The following is a 16,298-nucleotide window of genomic DNA, read 5'->3' as shown; positions in this document are numbered from 1 at the left end:
GCTCGCGGGTGCCAGACAGAATGCTGGACCATGACTTCCGGGCTGTTCGCGCTGGCTTCCGCGCTCGTGTTCGTCGTACGGTTCGCGCGCGAGCCGCGGCGGGTCGGCAACGCGGTGTGGTTCCTGATCGCGCTCGGCTTCACCGGATTGTGGCTGCTGTCGTTTTTCAACCACGTCGAATGGGCGCAGGTCGCGATCATCGTGGTGGTGGCGCTCGTCGGCGGGCTCGGCGCTCTGGCACTGCCGTGGGCACTGATCGCGAACGGCGTCGTAATGCTGCGCCGGGAAGGACGGCGGCTCGCGAACCTGTTGTCGCTGCTGGCCGGGCTCGGTCTGCTCGCGGTGTTCGCTCTCGCGGTGAGCTCGCTAGTCTTCGACGATCAGCCGCTGCTGCGCGTGGCCGCGATGGCGGTGCTGCTCGTGACCGGTTATCTGGCGTTCCTGTTCACGGCCCTGCTGCTGTACTCGATCCTCTACAGCCGGGTCACCCGCCGCGCCAGTGCCGGAGCCGTAGTCGTCCTCGGCTCCGGGCTGCAGGGCGACCGAGTGCCGCCGCTGCTGGCCAGCAGGCTCGACCGCGCGGTGCAGGTGCAGCAGCGGTCGCCGGGCGCGTTACTGGTGGTGTCCGGCGGGCAGGGCGCGGACGAACTGACGTCGGAAGCGGACGCGATGGCGCGGTACCTCCTCGCGGCGGAGGTCCCGGCGGAGCAGATCGTGCTGGAAGACCGGGCGACGACCACGAGCGAAAACCTGCGATTCAGCGTCGCTTTGCTTGCGCAGCGGGGGTTTTCCGGGCCGATCCTGGCGGTGACGAACAACTACCACGTGTTCCGGACCGCGGTACTGGCGCGGCAGCTGGGATTGCGGCTCAACGTGATCGGCGCGAAGACGGCGTCGTATTTCGTGCCGAGCGCGTTCTTGCGGGAGTTCGTCGCACTGCTGCTGGAGTACCGGAAGACGAACGCGGCGGCGTTGCTGTTCTTGGGCGTGGGGCCGTTTTTGCTGTACCTGATGAGCTGATCAGACGGCGCGCACCTGGATCGCACGCCAGTGGCAGCCGTCCTGCTCGGCCCGTTCGACGGTGAACCGCACCTGGTCGCCCGCGGTCAGGAACCGGAACCCCTCGGCCTCGATCATCGAGTAATGCGCCCAGATCGGCCCGTCGACGGCCGCCGATTCGAGGATGCCCCAGCCCTCGTCGACTTCCCAGCGCACGACCTTCCCGAGATGTTCCACGACGGCCAGCTTAGGCAAGGACCGCCGTGCCGCACAGGGAATTACGGCACGGCGATCTTCTTCGGGCAGGATGGGCGGCATGTTTTCGACGAGTCGGGCCCTGGTTGCCAGAGGGTTGGCCGAGTACGGCGAAGAGGCGGTGGCCGAGTGGGTTTCCGGATGCGATGACGACGACTTCCATCGGGTGTGCGGCGTCGCGGACTGGCTTCTGTCGGACCCGTCCGGCTGTCTGCCCGAGGCTGGGTTCACGCCGGTGGCTGCCTCCTCGATCGCCGCGGTTTTCGTGCATGACGGGCATCCCAGGAAGCTCGCCAGGTCCCGGAGGCGGAAGCTTCCGGAGCTGTCCAGGGAGGAAGCTCTGAAACTGTCTTTTTCCGGTTCTCCGAGTTCGCGTGACTTGGCGGCAAAAGGCAATTTCTACGGGGTGACCGAGGAATTCAAGGCGTTCTGGCAGCAGGCGCGGCGTCCGGGGCGTGCATGATCTCGGCAACAAGAGGCTTTATTCGACGATACCTTATCGAGTACGGCGAGGACACCGCGGCGGAGTGGGTCGTTTCGTGTACCGACGACGAACTGCTTCGGCTGGGCTGCATCGCTGGCTGGGTCTCGCACAACGGCCCGTCGACGCCTTCCGGCGCGGGAATGATGTTCTGCAAGGCGTTGGCGATCGGCGCGGTGTGCGTGCACGACGGGAAGCCGCGGAAATTGGCGCGGGCTCGGCGGAAGAAGCTGCCGGAGTTGTCGGAGGAGGAGCGTCGCCGCATTCGTGCGGAGGATTATCTGTACGCTTTGTCGTTGGAAATTCCGCAGGATTACGGCATTACGGACGAAATCAAGGAATTCTGGGCGGATCCCGGGCCGGTGCGGGTGAAGGCGACGTTACGGGCGTCCAACGGCGTCCAGGTGAAAGGCGTGGCCGAGGACAACGTCGTCGCTGTGTTGGAAGCGATGGCACGGGATGGGAACGCAGTCGTGGCCAGCGACGCCGATCCGGACAACGTCTTTATTCAGGTGTGGCTTCGCGACAACGGCGTGTACCAGCTGGAATACCGGGACGGGAAGCCGACCAGTCATTACCAGACGCTGACTGTCTCGCGGGACAAGGTCGCCGCCGCCATCGTGGGATGGCTTGCCGACGACGACTCCTGGAAAGAAGCGTTCCAGTGGAAGGACATCGGCGACTGGTTCGCCTGATTTCCTCCGCACAGCAAAGCGGGCCGGAGACCTGATCTCCGACCCGCCCAGTGCACAACTCAGGAGTCTGACTGACGCCGTCCGCTCGAGCCGTTGCGGCGGTTTCGCGGCGGCTGGCCCGATCCGCGACGGTCGGCGCCAGCAGCGCGACGCCCAGCGCCCTCCGCGCCGCGGCGACCGGCACCCGTACCGCGGCGCTGGTCTTCCCGGCGGGCCTGGCCTGGCTGCCGTTCCGTGGAACGGGCCTCGCCGCCCTGTCGAGGTCCGCCGCGGCCGCCGGAGCGGCGGGGCTGCGAACCAGTCCGCGCGCCGAGTCCGCCTCGGTTTTCCGAGGGGGCGCCGCGGCGGCGGCCGGTGCCCGGTGCGGCACCCGACGCGGTGACCGTCTTCGGGCGGTTGTCCACCACGGGGCGACGCGGCGAAGCGGTGAACGAGCGGTCCCCAGGGGCGAGTTCGGCCAGCAGCGGATGCGTCGGCGAGATCCGCGTGGTGGTCGGCGAGATCCCGGCCTTGCGGGTCAGCGCACGGACGTCCGAGACCTGCTCATCGGTCATCAGCGTCACCACGGTGCCCGACGCGCCCGCCCGGGCGGTGCGGCCGGAGCGGTGCAGGTACGCCTTGTGCTCGACCGGCGGGTCGGCGTGGATCACCAGCGTGACGTCGTCCACGTGGATGCCGCGGGCGGCGATGTCGGTGGCCACCAGGGTTTTCGCGGTGCCGGACGAGAACGCTTCCAGGTTGCGCGTGCGCGCGTTCTGGCCGAGGTTGCCGTGCAGTTCGACCGCGGGGACGCCGCTCGCGACGAGTTTGCGGGTGAGGGCCTTCGCGCGGTGCTTCGTGCGGGTGAAGACCAGGGTGCGGCCGGGAGCCGCGGTCAGGTCGACCAGTACCGGCAGGCGGTGGGTTTCCTCGAGGTGCAGCACGTGGTGCGTCATCGTCGAGACCGGGGACTGCGCCGAGTCGACGCTGTGCAGCATCGGGTCGTTCATGAAGCGCTTCGCGAGCACGTCGATGCCGTTGTCGAGGGTCGCGGAGAACAGCAGGCGCTGGCCGCGCTCGGGGGTGGCCGCCATGATGCGGCGGACCTCGGGCAGGAAGCCCAGGTCGGCCATGTGGTCGGCCTCGTCGAGGACGGTGATCTCGATTTTGTCCAGCTTCGCTTCGCCGGAGCGCATGTGGTCGGCGAGCCGGCCGGGGCAGGCGACGACGATGTCGACGCCGTCGCGCAGGCGGGTGATCTGCGGGTTCGCGCTCACGCCGCCGAAGATCGTGGTGGCCTTGAGGCCGAGCGGGCGCGCCAGCGGCACGATCGCGGCCTCGATCTGGGTGGCCAGTTCGCGCGTCGGGGCGAGGATCAGCGCCCGCGGACGGCCGGGGCGGCGCCGCGTGGGCCCGGCGGCGAGGCGGGCCAGCACGGGCAGCACGAAGCCGTAGGTCTTGCCGGAGCCGGTGCGGCCGCGGCCGAGCACGTCACGGCCCGCGAGCGTGTGCGGGAGCGTGGCGGCCTGGATCGGGAAGGGCTCGGTGACGCCCTGTGCGGCGAGCGCGTCGACAAGAGTCTTGGGCAGGCCGAGTTCGGTGAAAGTCGTCATGGGTTGGTGCGGACGCGACGGCGTCCCGTATCTCCGTACGTAGCGCGGTTGTCCTGCCCGGCGCGGCCTCGGGTGGCTGCGGCGCGTGGTCGTCGACAACAGTGAAACGCGGTCCGAGGCAGAACTGAGCGGACCGCATCGCCCACTATACCGTCCCAAGATCCAGCGGGCTACGTGATATCGCCCGCAGGCCGCCACGCGCGAACCGACGAAGCGGGCACGCGATGTTCGTCCGTTTCCACCATCGCCGCCGCACACGCGGGTGCGAGGCTGGCCGCATGAGCACAGACGAACTCCGGGGACTGCTGGCGGAATGGGCGCGAGAAGCGAAAGTTCCCGGCGTCTCGGCCGGAATTTTCCACGAGGGCACGGAAACCCTGCTGACCGCGGGAGTGTCCAGTGTGGACACGGGTGCGCCGGTCGACGACGGCACCCTGTTCATGATCGGCTCCACCAGCAAGACGTTCGCTGCCGCCGCGGTGCTCGTGCTGGTCGAGGACGGCGTGCTCGAACTGGACCGGCCGGTGGTCGAATACCTCCCGGAGCTGAGGCTCGCCGACCCGCTCGCCACCAAGACGGTGACGCTGCGCCACCTCCTCACGCATTCGTCCGGCTTCCTCGGCGACATCGAGGTCGACACCGGATGGGGCGACGACGCGCTCGCCCGCGCCGTGGAGCAGTTCGCCGAACTGCCGCAGGTGTTCCCGGTCGGCGAGGTGTTCTCCTACTGCAACGCCGGCTTCCTGTTGGCCGGCCGCGTCGCCGAGGCGGTGTCCGGCGGCACTTACGAGGACCTGGTCCGCACCCGGCTGCTCGAACCGCTCGGGATGACCGACTCGTACTTCCAGCCCTGGGAGGTGCTGACCCGGCGGCACGCGGTCGGGCACGCGCTGCGCGAGGACGGCCCGGCGGTCGCGCACACTGTCGGCATCTCGCGGGCCGAAGCCGCGGCCGGCGGCCTCTGGTCGACCGCCCGCGACCAGCTGAAATGGGCTCGATTCCAGCTGACCGGCGCGGACGTGCTGAGCGACGAGACCCGCCGCCTCATGCACGCCGCGCAGCGCACGGGCGCGCTGCCGTTCGAGGAGGTCGGGCTGTCCTGGCTGCGGCTGAGCCACGGCGACGCCCAGGTGGTGCGGCACGGCGGCAACATCAGCAACCTGCAGCTGTCGGAGTTCGTGATGGTGCCGAGCGAGAACCTCGCGGTCACCGTCCTCACCAACAGCGCGGGCGGCGGCACGCTCGGCCCGCGGATCGTCGACTGGTGCCTGGAGAACGTGGCTGACCTGCCGAAACCGGGCGGTCGTCCGACCCGGGCAGTCGACCCGGGCGACTGCCCTGGACGGTATCGGACCGGCTCGCTCATCTTCGAAATCACCGAACGCGACGGCTCGCTCTGGGCGCAGATGATCCTCGACACCGAGGATCCGGACATCCTCTCCGCGCCGCCGTTCGAGGTCGTCTTCGTCGACGACGACGTGCTCGCCCGCGCCTCCGACACCAGCAGGCCGAGCGCCCGTTTCCGGCGCGACGGCCACGGCCGGGTGGACGCGGTGGAGTTCGGCGGCCGCACCGCGCTAAAGTTACCGGGCAGTAATATCGGCTGACCTGGAGATGCGATGAGCGAAACGGCGACAGCGCTGCTGAACCCGCGCGACTACGACGCCCGGAAGTTCGACCCGGAGACCCAGCGGCTGCTGCGGGCGACGATCGACTGGTTCGAAGCGCGCGGCAAACGCCGTCTCGCGCAGGCGTACCACGACCGCGAGTTCTACGCCGACTTCCTGGAGTTCGCGGGCAAGGAAGGCCTGTTCGCCACGTTCCTCACCCCGGCCGCGGATTCCGCGGGCGACCCGGACAAGCGCTGGGACACCAGCCGGATCGCCGCGCTGGCGGAAATCCTCGGCTTCTACGGCCTCAACTACTGGTACCCGTTCCAGGTCACCGTCCTTGGCCTCGGACCGGTGTGGCAGAGCGGGAACGCGGCCGCGCGCAAGCGTGCCGCGGAGGCGCTCGCCGAGGGCGGCGTCGGCGCGTTCGGACTGTCCGAAAAGGAGCACGGCGCGGACATCTACTCGTCCGACCTCGTGCTCACCCCGGACGGCGAGGGCGGCTACCGCGCGAACGGGTCGAAGTACTACATCGGCAACGGGAACTGCGCGCGCACCGTTTCGGTGTTCGGCCGGATCGACGGCGTCGAAGGACCCGAGCAGTACGTGTTCTTCTACGCCGATTCCGAGCACCCGAACTACCACGTCGTGAAGAACATCGTGCCGTCGCAGATGTACGTCGCGGAGTTCCGGCTCGAGGACTACCCGGTGCGCGCCGAGGACATCCTCCACACCGGAGCGGAAGCCTTCAGCGCCGCGTTGAACACGGTCAACATCGGCAAGTTCAACCTGTGCTTCGGCGGCATCGGGATGGCGACGCATTCGCTGTACGAGGGGATCACGCACGCGCAGAACCGGATCCTGTACGGCAACCCGGTCACCGATTTCCCGCACGTGCGCCGCGAATTCGTCGAGGCGTACGCGCGGCTGACCGGGATGAAGCTGTTCTCCGACCGCGCGATCGACTACTTCCGCTCGGCGAACCAGCAGGACCGCCGCTACCTGCTGTACAACCCGATCACCAAGATGAAGGTGACCACCGAGGCGCAGAAGGTGATCGGGCTGGTCGCGGATGTCGTGGCGGCCAAGGGTTTCGAGGCCGACACCTACCTCGCGATGGCCAAGAACGACATCGACGGCCTGCCCAAGCTGGAGGGCACGGTCGCGGTGAACCTCGCGCTGATCGCGAAGTTCATGCCCGCGTACCTGTTCGCGCCGCAGGAGTACCCGGCGGTGCCGACCCGCGACGACGCCTCCGACGACGACTTCCTGTTCCGCCAAGGCCCGGCGCGCGGGCTGTCGAAGATCCGGTTCCACGACTGGAAACCGGCGTACGAGAACGCGAAGCACCTGCCGAACGTCGCCCGCTTCACCGAGCAGGCAGGCGTGCTGGTGCGGCTGCTTTCCGAAGCGACGCCGGACGAGGCGCAGCAGAAAGACCTGGACTTCGGCCTCGCACTGACCGAACTGTTCACGCTCGTCGTGTACGGGCAGCTGATCCTGGAGCAGGCTGAGCTGACCGGCGTGTCAGACGATGTGCTGGACCAGCTGTTCGCGGTGCTGGTGCAGGACTTCAGCGTCGCCGCGGTCGATCTGCACGGCAAGTCGAGCTCCACGGAGAAGCAGCAGGAACTCGCACTGGCCGGGTTGCGGAAGCCGGTCGTGGATGTCGAGCGGTTCGGTCGCGTGTGGGAAAAGGTGCGCGAGCTTTCCGGCGCGTACGAGATGAATCCCTGAGCCAAGACAACGAAAACGGCCTCCCGAGCAGTTCGGGAGGCCGTTTTCCGTTGAGCTACTTGCCGAATCCGGCGCGCCGCAGCGCGTCCGCCATCGCGCCGCCGCCCCCGGAGTCACGACGATCCCGGCCGCCGCCGCGCTGCTGCGGCTGGTTCCGGCGCTGACCGCCGCCGCCCTGACCGCCGCCACCGCCGCCCTGGCCGCGATCACGTCCGCCGCCACCGCCGCGGTTGTTGCCCGCGCCGGGCTCGTCGTCCAGGCGCAGCGTCAGCGAGATCCGCTTGCGCGGCACGTCGACGTCCAGCACCTTCACCTTGACGATGTCGCCCGGCTTCACGACGTCGCGCGGGTCCTTCACGAAGTTCTTCGACAGCGCCGAAACGTGCGCGAGACCGTCCTGGTGCACCCCGACGTCGATGAACGCGCCGAACGCGGCCACGTTCGTCACCACGCCCTCCAGACGCATGCCCGGCTTGAGGTCGCCGATCTTCTCGACGCCCTCGGCGAAGGTCGCGGTCTTGAACGCCGGACGCGGGTCGCGGCCCGGCTTCTCCAGCTCGGACAGGATGTCGGTGACCGTCGGGAGCCCGAAGGTGTCGTCGACGAACTCCGTGGGCTTCAGCGCCTGCAGGGTCCGGGCGTTGCCGATCAGCTCGCGGATGCCGGTGCCGGTGCGGTCGAGGATCCGCCGCACCACCGGGTACGCCTCCGGGTGCACCGAGGACGCGTCGAGCGGGTCGTCGCCGTCCGGGATCCGGAGGAAGCCCGCGCACTGTTCGAACGCCTTCGGGCCGAGCCGCGCGACGTCCTTGAGCGCGGTCCGCGAGCGGAACGGGCCGTTGGAGTCGCGGTGCGCCACGATGTTCTCCGCGAGCGAGGTCGTGATGCCCGAAACCCGGGTCAGCAGCGGGGCGGACGCGGTGTTCACGTCCACGCCGACCGCGTTCACGCAGTCTTCGACCACCGCGTCCAGCGAACGCGACAGCGACACCTCGGACAGGTCGTGCTGGTACTGGCCGACGCCGATCGACTTCGGGTCGATCTTCACGAGTTCGGCCAGCGGGTCCTGCAGCCGGCGCGCGATCGAGACCGCGCCGCGCAGCGAGACGTCCATGCCCGGCAGTTCCTGCGAAGCGAACGCCGAAGCCGAGTACACCGACGCGCCCGCCTCGGAGACCACGGCCTTGGTGAGCTTCAGCTCCGGGTGCTTCTTGATCAGCTCGATCGCCAGCTTGTCGGTCTCGCGGGAGGCGGTGCCGTTGCCGATCGAGATCAGGTCGACGTTGTGCTTCCCGGCCAGCACGGCCAGCTCCGCGATCGACTGGTCCCACTTGTTCGCCGGCTGGTGCGGGTAGATGACGTGGGTGTCGACGACCTTGCCGGTCGCGTCGACCACGGCCACCTTGACGCCGGTGCGGAAGCCCGGGTCGAGGCCCATCGTCGCGCGGGTGCCCGCCGGGGCGGCCAGCAGCAGGTCGCGCAGGTTCGCGGCGAACACGCGCACGGCGTCGTCCTCGGCCGACTGGCGCAGCCGCATCCGCAGGTCGATGCCCAGGTGCAGGAGGATCTTCGTGCGCCAAGCCCAGCGCACGGTGTCGCCGAGCCACTTGTCGGCCGGACGGTCCTGCTGGCTGATGCCGAACCGGGCGGCGATGAGCTGCTCGTACTCGGTCGGGCCGACGCGCGGCGGGGCGTCCTCGGCGACCGGTTCGGAAGGCTCCATCGACAGGTCGAGGATCTCTTCCTTCTCGCCGCGGAGCATCGCGAGGATCCGGTGCGAGGGGAGCTTCGTGTAGGGCTCGGAGAAGTCGAAGTAGTCGGAGAACTTGGCCCCGTCGGTCTCCTTGCCCGCGCGGACCTTCGACGCCAGGTGGCCCTCGGTCCACATCTTCTCGCGCAGCTCGCCGATCAGGTCGGCGTCCTCGGCGAAGCGCTCGACCAGGATGGCGCGCGCGCCGTCGAGGGCGGCCTGCGCGTCCGCGACGCCCTTGTCCGCGTCGACGAACACCGCGGCGGCCGCCTGCGGATCGGTCGACGGGTCGTTCAGCAGGCCGTCGGCCAGCGGCTCCAGGCCGGCCTCACGGGCGATCTGCGCCTTGGTGCGCCGCTTCGGCTTGTAGGGCAGGTAGATGTCCTCCAGCCGCGACTTCGTGTCCGCGGCGAGGATCTGCGCCTCGAGCGCCTCGTCCAGCTTGCCCTGGCTCCGGATGGACTCCAGGACCGCGGCGCGGCGCTCGTCGAGCTCGCGCAGGTAGCGCAGCCGCTCCTCGAGCGTGCGCAGCTGCGCGTCGTCCAGCTCTCCGGTGACTTCCTTGCGGTACCGGGCGATGAACGGCACCGTGGACCCCTCGTCGAGGAGGGTCACGGCGGCCTTGACCTGCCCTTCGCGCACCCCCAGCTCTTCGGCGATCCGCTGCTCGACCGACTGCACGCTCAAAACCAGGCTCCTGCTTCGTCTCGGGTTGCTCCGAGCCTGCATTGTGCCGCTGCCCGCCCGGCCCGGTGCGGATGGCCCGCCGAAGCACCTCCGGAAGTTCCTTGACATCTGTATTGGTCTAGTCCATTTTGAGGTGATCTGGCTCACTGCCCCTGCGGAGGTCTGCCCGTGTCCCCACACCCGTCCCCCCGGCGGCTGCCTGCCCTGGTGTCCCTGCTGGCCTCGGTCGCGCTCGCGCTCGGAGTCACGCTGGCCCTCGGCACCACCAGCGCGTCGGCCGCGAACATCCTCGCCAATCCCGGCTTCGAGAGCGGCTCGCTCTCCGGCTGGACCTGCACCGGCACCTCGTCGGTCGTCTCGACCCAGGCACACGACGGCAGCCACTCGCTGAGCGCGGCGCCCTCCGGTTCCGACACCGGGCAGTGCTCCCAGCAGGTCACCGTGCAGCCCAACACCGCGTACAAGCTGTCCGCGTGGGTCCAGGGCAGCTACGTCTACCTCGGCGTCTCCGGTTCGGCCGTGCAGAACACCTGGACGCCCGGAGCGACCGGCTGGCAGCAGCTCAGCCTGAGCTTCACCACCGGCTCGTCCACGAGCCTCACGGTGTACCTGCACGGCTGGTACGGCCAGCCCGCCTACCTCGCCGACGACGTCAGCCTCGACGGCCCGGGCACCCCGCCCACGACCTCCACTTCGCCGACGACGCCCACGACCCCGACCACTCCGCCGACGACCACCACGACCAGCACTCCGCCGCACAACGGCGACCTGCCGAAGCACATCCTCACCGGCTACTGGCAGAACTTCGACAACGGCGCGAAGACCCTGAAACTCGCTGACGTGCCCACGACGTACAACGTCATCGCGATCGCCTTCGCCGACGCCACCACGACGCCCGGCGCGGTGAGCTTCACGCTCGACCCGGCGTTGTCGTCGAAACTCGGCGGCTACACCGACGCGCAGTTCCGCGCGGACATCAAGACTGTGCAGGCGCGCGGCCAGAAGGTGATCATCTCGGTCGGCGGCGAGAAGGGCACGATCAGCGTCGGCGACAGCCAGTCGGCGAGCAACTTCGCCAACTCGGTGAAGCAGCTGATCTCGACCTACGGCTTCGACGGCGTCGACATCGACCTGGAGAACGGCATCAACGCCACCTACATGGGGCAGGCGCTGCGCAGCATCCACGGCGGCGGCGGCTCGGTGATCACCATGGCGCCGCAGACGATCGACATGCAGTCCACCCAGGGCGGCTACTTCCAGCTGGCGCTGAACGTCAAGGACATCCTCACCGTCGTCAACATGCAGTACTACAACTCGGGCGCGATGAACGGCTGCAACGGGAACGTCTACTCCCAGGGCACCGTCGACTTCCTCACCGCGCTCTCGTGCATCCAGCTGCAGGGCGGACTGCGGGCCGACCAGGTCGCGTTCGGGCTGCCGTCCTCGGGCTCGGCGGCGGGCGGCGGGTACCAGTCGCCGTCGAACGTCGTGTCGGCGATGAACTGCATGGCCAAGGGCACCGGCTGCGCTTCGTTCAAGCCCTCGGCGACGTATCCGGAGTTCCGCGGCGCGATGACCTGGTCCATCAACTGGGACGCGTCGAACGGCTACTCCTTCGCCACCACGGTCAGCGCGGGCCTGAAGAACCTGCCCTGATCGAACGCACCAGGTAGTCGGCCGGGTCGAGTGCCCTGGTCCGGCGGTCGTATTCGGTGACCAGCCCGGGCCAGTTGGTGCTCACCCGGCCGTTCTCCTGCCGGTACCAGCTGGTGCACCCGCTCCAGACGCTGTGCGAGAGCCGCGCCTGCACCTCGCGGTCGTAGCGCTCCTCGACCTCGGCGCGCACCTCCAGCGACGCCACGCCCGGCCGGGCGAGGTGCTCGACGGCCTGGCGGAGGTAACGGGCTTGCCGTTCGATCATGTAGATGATCGAACCCGCGCCGAGGTTCGTGTTGGGGCCGTAGACGCAGAACAGGTTCGGGAATCCCGGCACCGTCATGCCGAGGTACGCCCGCGCGCCGCCGCTCCACGCCTCGGCCAGCGACCGTCCGTCGCGGCCGAACACCTTCATCGGGCCGAGGAATTCCGTCGCCTTGAACCCGGTGCCGTAGATCAGCACGTCCGCCTCGTGCTCGACGCCGTCCGCGGTGCGCACGCCGCGCGGGGTGATCTCCTTGATCGAGGACGTTTCGACCGACACGTTCGGCTGGGCGAGCGCGGGCAGGTAGTCGTTGGTGAACAAGATCCGCTTGCAGCCCAGCGGATAGTCCGGCTTGACCTTGCGGCGCAACGTGCGGTCCTTGAGATGACGGCGGCGCAGTTGAGCGGTGCGCAGTTCGAAGGCCTTGGTCAGCACCGGGTGCCGCGTCATGCCGTAGGTCGCGTACTCGGCGAGCAGGAAGATCCGCGCGCGGCCGAACAGCTGCGTCTTCGGCAGGCGGCGGAAAAGCCGCTTCTGCCAGGCTTTGTAGCGGCCGTCGTTCTTGGCCATGATGTAGGGCGGCGTGCGCTGGAAGACCGTGACGTGCGCGGCTTCCTTGCGGATCTCCGGCACGAACTGGATCGCGCTCGCACCGGTGCCGATCACCGCGATCCGCTTGCCCGCCAACGGGATTTCGTGATTCCACTCCGCGGAGTGGAAGGCCGCTCCCGCGAAGGTTTCGCGGCCGGGGATCGACGGCAAGGCGGGCCGGGAAAGCTGGCCGACGGCGGGCACGAAGACGTCCGCCTCGAAGGTTTCGCCCTGTGCGGTCTCGACGCGCCAGCGGCCGTTGTCGTAGGTCGCGGACGTGACCTCGCGGCCGTACCGGATGTGCGGTTCGATGCCGTATTTCGCGATCACGCGCTTGAGGTAGGCGTGGATGTCCGGCTGCATCGCGTACCGCTTCGGCCAGTCCGGATTGGGCTCGAAGGAGAACGAATACAGCGGCGACGGGATGTCGCAGGCCGCGCCGGGGTAGGTGTTCTCGCGCCACACGCCGCCCGGTTCGGCCGCCCGCTCGAGGATCGTGACGTTCGGGAAACCGGCGCGCTTCAGCTCGATCGCGGCGCCGATTCCGCCGAACCCGGTGCCGACGATCAGCACCGACGGGGTGTCGTCCATAGGCCGAAGTTACGCAGGCGGCCGCCGGTGCGGAAGGCACGAACGGCCACTCGATCGAGAATTCCGGCCAGCGGACGCGGCTACCCGGGCACGACCTGGACCTCGTGCGTCTTGCCGGGCTCGGCCCACGCGAGTAGCTTCCGCGCGGAGCTTTCCAGCGCTGCGGTGTCGCGTTTCGCGAGCCGTTCGAACGGCGTGAGGACCATCGTCGCCGACGCGCGGTTGGTGGTGGTCTCCCAGATTCCCCGGACCTGGCCGTCGACCAGCAGGGTGCCTTTGACCAGGCCGTTGATGGTGATCACGCGTTTGCGGTGCTCGTCGCTGATCATCCGCGTGCGGTCGGCGTAGGACAGCAGCGTCTGGTCGAACGGACTGAGCAGCCTGGTCGGCGCGGGCGTGTCCTCGTCGGGCAGCGTCGCGTCCGGCAGGTCGTAGAGCGTGCGTCCTTCGGGGTCGAGGTACGTGCGCAGGTCCATCTCCTCGACCACCTCGCCGAGCTTCGTGACGCCAGCCCAGGCCTGCACGTCAGCCACCGTCGCCGGACCGAACGCGGCGAGATAGCGGCGGACCAGTTCGGCGGCGGACTGCTCCGGCGCGTCGACGCCGTCGAGCCAGTGGTCCGCGACCTGATAGGTGGGCTGCCCGGCCTTGCCCCACACGCCGCGCGGCGGGATCTGCACGAGCGGCAGGATGGCGCGGACCAGGAACATCAGCGATCCGGCCGGCGTCTCCGGATAGTGCTCGACCAGTGCTTTGCCGAGCTGATCGCTCGAATACGGCCGCTCGCGCAGCAGCTCGCTGGTCGTCTTCGCCACCGCGTCGTGGTCGAGTTTGGACAGCGGTTCCCGATGCTGGTTGGCCGCGGTCAGGGCGCGGTCCATGACGATCTGCACCAGCGGCCGCCACGCGAGCGCGTCCGCGGCCGGGACGAGGTGCACCGTGCCGCGCATCAGCACCATCCGCACCACGCGGCGGTCGAGCAGCAGGCTCGCGAGATCGTCCGGCTGGAAGCCCTGCAACCGGCACCACAGCGCGTAATACGGCGGGAACGGCGCTTGCGCTTGCAGCCCGGCGAGGTGGGTGACGGCGTCGAGCACCGGCATCTTGGCGGGCTTCAGGAGCAGTTGCCGGTGGAGGGTGGCGCGGTTGAGGACTCGGTGGGAAAGGTGCACGGCGGGAGCTTAACGAGCAACCCGGACAGTTTTGGCCCTCGAACGCACGCGGGCGGGCAGTTGATCCATAATTCCGGCCATGGCCGAGCTAGCCGCACCCGCCATCCGCGACTGGGACTACCCGCGCGGCACGGCGAGTGTGCTGCTCATGCACCGCTTTGCCGAGGAACGAGGCGTCTCGCTGCCCGGAGTGCCGGTCGAGGACCTGCGCGCGCCGGATCGGCAGCTCGACGCGCGGCAGGAGCTGGCCGTCGTGCGGGCATTGCTGTCCACGCTCGGCTCGGGGGACGACGTCGCGCTCAGCCTCGGCTGCCGGTACCGCGCGACGACGTTCGGCATCTTCGGTTTCGCCTGCATCAGCAGCCCGACGATGCGCGACGCGATGGTGTTCGCGTTGCGCTACCTGGATTTGTCCTTCACCTTCTGCATTCCGCACGTCCAGCTGGACGCCGCCGGACTCCGCCTGGTGCTGGACGATTCGCGGGTGCCGGACGACGTCGCCCGGTTCCTCGCGCTGCGCGACCTGTCCGCGATCTGCACCGTCATGCGGGACCTGCTGCCGGAGATCTCCTTGGAACGCCTGGAGTTCCGCTTCCCGTCGTCGTCCTTTGTGGACTCTTATCGGACGGCCTTCGGCGTCGCCCCGATCTTCGGCGCGGCCGAACACCGGGTCACCCTCGATCCGGAGCTGCTGAACCTTCCGCTGCCGCAGGCCAACGAGCAAACCGTCGCGTTGTGCGCCGCGCAGTGCGACGCTCTCGTCGCCCGCCGCCGCACGCGCTCGGGCGTCCCGCAGCTGGTGCGCGAACGACTGGTGCGGCTCGGCGGCGCGGACGCCGGGATGGACGAGATCGCCCGTCAGCTCACCCTCAGCACGCGAACCCTGCGACGGCGGCTGACCGAGGCGGGTACCGGCTACCGGCAACTGCTGGACGAAGTCCGGCAGACGCTCGCGGAAGAAATGCTCGACACCGGCGTGCTGTCCGTCGACGACGTCGCCCTGCGCCTGGGCTACGCCGAAGCGTCGAGCTTCATCTACGCCTTCAAACGCTGGACCGGGACGACTCCGGCCGCGTACGCCCGCCGCAACCGTTAGTTCTTTTGCGCCAGTACCGCCGGGTAGGTGACTTCCAGCAGCTGCACCAGCGATTCCACCAGGAACGCGCGCAGTTCGGCCCGCTCCAGCGTGCCGCGGACGAGCCATTCCCGGGACGCGGCGCGCAACATCCCGCCGTACGCGCGGATCATCGCCCGCAGCTGCGGATGCCCGTTCTCGGGCAGCTGGGCGGCGGCGAGGACGCGGTCGGCGGCGATCTCGTCCGCCTCGCGCATGATCCGCTCGACCTCCGGGTCGTGCGCCGCGTCGATCACGGTCAGCCAGGCGTCGCGGTTGCGTTCCACGACGTCGATCCACCGGTCGATGCCGACCTCGAGGCGCAGCCGGGGCGGGCCGTCCGGCAGCGCGTCGACGACCGGGGCGGGCACGATCGTCATCTGCCGCACCACTTCGAGGTACAGCTCGCGTTTGCCGCCGAAATAGTGGTTGATCAGCGGCCGGGCGACTCCCGCGGCGGCCGCGATGTCCGAAGTGGACACCGAGGAGTAGCTGCCGGCGCCGAAGCACCGCCGGGCCGCGGCGAGGATCTCGGCGCGGCGCTGCGCGGGGTCCAGCCGCCGCCGAGATCCGCTGTTCACCGGGCCAGCCTCGCCGCCGGGCGAGGTCGTTGTCAACACGCCTGCGAAGCGCCCGGCGGCGTCGGCGCCGGATGCCGTTACCCAACCGGAACAACCGGCCGGTAACTCCGCCCGCCCCGGGCGCGACCTTCAGCCGGGGGACGTGGGGCGAGCGGGAGCGGGCGATGGACGGCACGGACCAGCAGCCGCGGCCGTCCGGCCGATGGGTCGGGGTGCGGTTGCACTACCGGCATGTGCGGATGGACGACCGGCCGTGCGCGACCGGCTGCCCGGAGGACGAGCTGACGGTTTCGTATCCGGGGATACTGATCAGCAGCTACGACGACGGCGAACTGGTGGAGGAACGCTGGGTGCCGCTGGGCGCGGACCCGAGCGAGGACGACGACGAGGCCCTGATCGAACAGCTGCGCGCGGCGCTGTGGTGGCAGCTGGGCGAGACTCAGGCGGATAGCTGAAGCACGCCGACGGCCGTGCGGGCAACCCCGCACGGCCGTCGGCGGACTGTCCACAAGAGACGGACGG

14 protein-coding genes are annotated in these 16,298 nt (G+C 69.2%); 8 read left to right on the top strand and 6 right to left on the bottom strand.

Translation table 11 applies throughout. From position 1 onward, the window contains the following. Positions 1-30: 30 nt before the first annotated feature. A complete protein-coding gene (locus PUT80_RS13085; protein ID WP_275292096.1) occupies positions 31-1,020 on the top strand; it encodes a YdcF family protein in 990 nt (329 codons plus the stop codon). On the opposite strand, the gene PUT80_RS13080 is transcribed toward PUT80_RS13085, so the two are convergent. Next, positions 1,021-1,236, bottom strand: coding sequence for a cold shock domain-containing protein (locus PUT80_RS13080; protein ID WP_037811949.1), 216 nt, complete (start codon positions 1,234-1,236; stop codon positions 1,021-1,023). A gap of 70 nt (positions 1,237-1,306) precedes the next feature. Between PUT80_RS13080 and PUT80_RS13075 the strand changes: the two genes are divergently transcribed. Together PUT80_RS13075 and PUT80_RS13070 are read left to right on the top strand one after the other, a co-directional pair. Next, a complete protein-coding gene (locus tag PUT80_RS13075) occupies positions 1,307-1,717 on the top strand; it encodes a hypothetical protein (protein ID WP_275292095.1) in 411 nt (136 codons plus the stop codon). Further along, positions 1,714-2,430: a hypothetical protein gene (locus tag PUT80_RS13070; RefSeq protein ID WP_275292094.1), complete on the top strand. Its 717-nt coding sequence runs from the start codon at positions 1,714-1,716 to the stop codon at positions 2,428-2,430. Before PUT80_RS13075 ends, PUT80_RS13070 begins: the two co-directional genes overlap by 4 nt. Positions 2,431-2,489: 59 nt before the next feature. On the opposite strand, the gene PUT80_RS13065 is transcribed toward PUT80_RS13070, so the two are convergent. Then, complete coding sequence (locus PUT80_RS13065) at positions 2,490-4,022, bottom strand: DEAD/DEAH box helicase (RefSeq protein WP_275292093.1); 1,533 nt, start codon at positions 4,020-4,022, stop codon at positions 2,490-2,492. A 278-nt stretch (positions 4,023-4,300) separates the two neighbouring features. Here PUT80_RS13065 and PUT80_RS13060 point away from each other — a divergent pair, with 278 nt between their 5' ends. Beyond that, a complete protein-coding gene (locus tag PUT80_RS13060) occupies positions 4,301-5,629 on the top strand; it encodes a serine hydrolase domain-containing protein (RefSeq protein ID WP_275292092.1) in 1,329 nt (442 codons plus the stop codon). A gap of 12 nt (positions 5,630-5,641) precedes the next feature. Next, the gene (locus PUT80_RS13055) at positions 5,642-7,369 is read left to right on the top strand and encodes an acyl-CoA dehydrogenase (protein WP_275292091.1); all 1,728 of its coding nucleotides are present in this window, start codon (positions 5,642-5,644) and stop codon (positions 7,367-7,369) included. Between the two features lie 55 nt (positions 7,370-7,424). Here PUT80_RS13055 and PUT80_RS13050 read toward each other — a convergent pair whose 3' ends face one another. Continuing rightward, the gene (locus PUT80_RS13050; RefSeq protein ID WP_275292090.1) at positions 7,425-9,848 is read right to left on the bottom strand and encodes a Tex family protein; all 2,424 of its coding nucleotides are present in this window, start codon (positions 9,846-9,848) and stop codon (positions 7,425-7,427) included. Positions 9,849-9,974: 126 nt separating this feature from the next. Between PUT80_RS13050 and PUT80_RS13045 the strand changes: the two genes are divergently transcribed. Further along, positions 9,975-11,462: a glycosyl hydrolase family 18 protein gene (locus PUT80_RS13045; RefSeq protein WP_275292089.1), complete on the top strand. Its 1,488-nt coding sequence runs from the start codon at positions 9,975-9,977 to the stop codon at positions 11,460-11,462. Here PUT80_RS13045 and PUT80_RS13040 read toward each other — a convergent pair. Together PUT80_RS13040 and PUT80_RS13035 are read right to left on the bottom strand one after the other, a co-directional pair. Beyond that, positions 11,434-12,909, bottom strand: coding sequence for an NAD(P)/FAD-dependent oxidoreductase (locus PUT80_RS13040; RefSeq protein ID WP_275292088.1), 1,476 nt, complete (start codon positions 12,907-12,909; stop codon positions 11,434-11,436). The two genes, PUT80_RS13045 and PUT80_RS13040, sit on opposite strands and share 29 nt — an antisense overlap. Positions 12,910-12,989: 80 nt before the next feature. Further along, on the bottom strand, positions 12,990-14,081 hold the full coding sequence (locus tag PUT80_RS13035; protein ID WP_275292087.1) for a winged helix DNA-binding domain-containing protein: 1,092 nt from the start codon (positions 14,079-14,081) through the stop codon (positions 12,990-12,992). A 79-nt stretch (positions 14,082-14,160) separates the two neighbouring features. Here PUT80_RS13035 and PUT80_RS13030 point away from each other — a divergent pair, with 79 nt between their 5' ends. Next, positions 14,161-15,177, top strand: a complete 1,017-nt coding sequence (locus PUT80_RS13030; protein ID WP_275292086.1) for an AraC family transcriptional regulator — start codon at positions 14,161-14,163, stop codon at positions 15,175-15,177. Here the strand turns inward: PUT80_RS13030 and PUT80_RS13025 are convergent. Continuing rightward, positions 15,174-15,776, bottom strand: a complete 603-nt coding sequence (locus tag PUT80_RS13025) for a TetR/AcrR family transcriptional regulator (RefSeq protein WP_200864558.1) — start codon at positions 15,774-15,776, stop codon at positions 15,174-15,176. The genes PUT80_RS13030 and PUT80_RS13025 overlap by 4 nt on opposite strands. 164 nt (positions 15,777-15,940) lie before the next feature. Between PUT80_RS13025 and PUT80_RS13020 the strand changes: the two genes are divergently transcribed. Further along, positions 15,941-16,231 carry a hypothetical protein gene (locus PUT80_RS13020; RefSeq protein WP_037811929.1) on the top strand — a complete coding sequence of 97 codons (291 nt, stop codon included), beginning with the start codon at positions 15,941-15,943 and terminating at the stop codon, positions 16,229-16,231. Positions 16,232-16,298: the final 67 nt, after the last annotated feature.

The sequence above is a fragment of the Amycolatopsis sp. La24 genome (assembly GCF_029087445.1).
Classification (GTDB): Bacteria; Actinomycetota; Actinomycetes; order Mycobacteriales; family Pseudonocardiaceae; genus Amycolatopsis; species Amycolatopsis nivea.
This window is presented reverse-complemented; position numbering and strand designations above follow the sequence as displayed.

Coding starts and splice junctions, on each gene's coding strand:
- PUT80_RS13085 (WP_275292096.1), top strand. CDS start 31: ATGACTTCCGGGCTGTTCGCGCTGGCTTCCGCGCTCGTGTTCGTCGTA.
- PUT80_RS13075 (WP_275292095.1), top strand. CDS start 1,307: ATGGGCGGCATGTTTTCGACGAGTCGGGCCCTGGTTGCCAGAGGGTTG.
- PUT80_RS13070 (WP_275292094.1), top strand. CDS start 1,714: ATGATCTCGGCAACAAGAGGCTTTATTCGACGATACCTTATCGAGTAC.
- PUT80_RS13065 (WP_275292093.1), bottom strand. CDS start 4,022: ATGACGACTTTCACCGAACTCGGCCTGCCCAAGACTCTTGTCGACGCG.
- PUT80_RS13060 (WP_275292092.1), top strand. CDS start 4,301: ATGAGCACAGACGAACTCCGGGGACTGCTGGCGGAATGGGCGCGAGAA.
- PUT80_RS13055 (WP_275292091.1), top strand. CDS start 5,642: ATGAGCGAAACGGCGACAGCGCTGCTGAACCCGCGCGACTACGACGCC.
- PUT80_RS13050 (WP_275292090.1), bottom strand. CDS start 9,848: ATGCAGGCTCGGAGCAACCCGAGACGAAGCAGGAGCCTGGTTTTGAGC.
- PUT80_RS13040 (WP_275292088.1), bottom strand. CDS start 12,909: ATGGACGACACCCCGTCGGTGCTGATCGTCGGCACCGGGTTCGGCGGA.
- PUT80_RS13030 (WP_275292086.1), top strand. CDS start 14,161: ATGGCCGAGCTAGCCGCACCCGCCATCCGCGACTGGGACTACCCGCGC.
- PUT80_RS13020 (WP_037811929.1), top strand. CDS start 15,941: ATGGACGGCACGGACCAGCAGCCGCGGCCGTCCGGCCGATGGGTCGGG.